The organism is Mycobacterium talmoniae, from assembly GCF_001854525.1.
Taxonomy (GTDB): domain Bacteria; phylum Actinomycetota; class Actinomycetes; order Mycobacteriales; family Mycobacteriaceae; genus Mycobacterium; species Mycobacterium talmoniae.
Genome location: NZ_MLQM01000339.1, coordinates 1 through 1,253 on the forward strand (window position 1 = coordinate 1; position 1,253 = coordinate 1,253).

A 1,253-nucleotide genomic window follows, 5' to 3' on the forward strand; every position below is an offset into this window, starting at 1 on the left:
CAAACCGGTGCAGCCCGCCACCGCCGACAGCGACGACGACCTCGCCGAGGTGGCCCGACTGGCCGGGGTGACCGAATTGGTCGGGGTGGCGCGCTACCCGCGGCCGATGGCCCCGGTCGCCGCCGCCGACCAGGTCGGGGCGACCCTGCCGACCCGCGCCGAGGTGCTGCGGGAGATCGCCGGCCTGGACCGTCCGGGGCGGCTGACCCTGGTCGAAGGCGCCGGCGGGCTCCTGGTCGAGCTGGCCGGCGACGGCGTCACCCTGCGGGATCTGGCGGTCGACCTGGCGGCGCCGGTGCTGGTGGTGGCCACCGCCGAACTGGGCACCCTCAACCACACCGCGTTGACGCTGGAGGGGCTGGCCGCGCGCCGGCTGAGCTGCGCCGGTGTGGTGATCGGCAGCTGGCCGGCGCACCCCGATGCGGTGCAGACCTCCAATCGGGACGCGCTGGCACGGCTCGCGCCGCTGCGTGCGGTGCTGCCGGCCGGCGCCGGGGCGCTGACCGCCGCGCAGTTCGCCGCGCTCAGCGCGGATGCGTTCGACCACAGCTGGGTGGGCGCGCTGGTGAGCTGATGGTGCATTCGGTGGAGCTGCTCTTCGACGCCGAGACCGAGGCGACGGTCCGGCGCATCTGGGCTGAGCTGGCCGCCGCCGGAATCCCCAGCCAGGCCCCGGCCAGCCGCCCGCATGTCACCCTGACCGTCGCCCAGCGGATCGATCCGCAGGTCGACGCGCTGCTGGCAGCGGTGAGCGCGCGGCTGCCGCTGGACTGCATCCTCGGCGCGTCGCTGATCTTCGGCCGCTCGCATGGGGTGTTGGCCCGGCTGGTGGTGCCCACCGCGGAGCTGCTGGCCGCCCAGGAGGCGGTGCACCGGCTGTGCGCGCCGCACGCGACCCCCGAACCCATGGCCAACACGCTGCCCGGTCAGTGGACCGGTCACGTCACGCTGGCCCGCCGGGTCGGCCCGGCCCAGCTGGGCCGGGCGCTGCGGATCGCCGGCCGGCCGAGCCAGATCAGCGGCCACTTCGTCGGGCTACGACGCTGGGACGGCGCCGCCCGCACCGAGCATCTGATCAGCTGACGGACAGCTGACCGGCCTGCACCGCCAGGCCGTCGATCAGCAGCTGCAGCCCAAACGCGAAATCGCGGCCCGGTTCGGTGGCCGGCGCGATCTCCGCCGCGCCGGCGGCGTCCCACTGCAGCCGCGCCTGCTCGTCGGCGGTGAAGCCCAGCACGTAGTACACGACGGTG

Annotated in this window: 2 protein-coding genes and 1 pseudogene; 2 read left to right on the forward strand and 1 reads right to left on the reverse strand. The window is 75.3% G+C overall.

Annotated features, from left to right (window positions below):
* Positions 1-574 (forward strand): ATP-dependent dethiobiotin synthetase BioD (bioD, locus tag BKN37_RS27180; protein WP_071030410.1); only part of this gene is annotated, 574 nt, incomplete at its 5' end.
* Positions 574-1,083: a 2'-5' RNA ligase family protein gene (locus tag BKN37_RS27185; protein ID WP_071030412.1), complete on the forward strand. Its 510-nt coding sequence runs from the start codon at positions 574-576 to the stop codon at positions 1,081-1,083. The genes bioD and BKN37_RS27185, both read left to right, overlap by 1 nt.
* Here BKN37_RS27185 and BKN37_RS30105 read toward each other — a convergent pair.
* Positions 1,076-1,253: pseudogene (locus BKN37_RS30105) on the reverse strand (TetR/AcrR family transcriptional regulator); the annotation flags it as partial. The gene BKN37_RS27185 and the pseudogene BKN37_RS30105 sit on opposite strands and share 8 nt — an antisense overlap.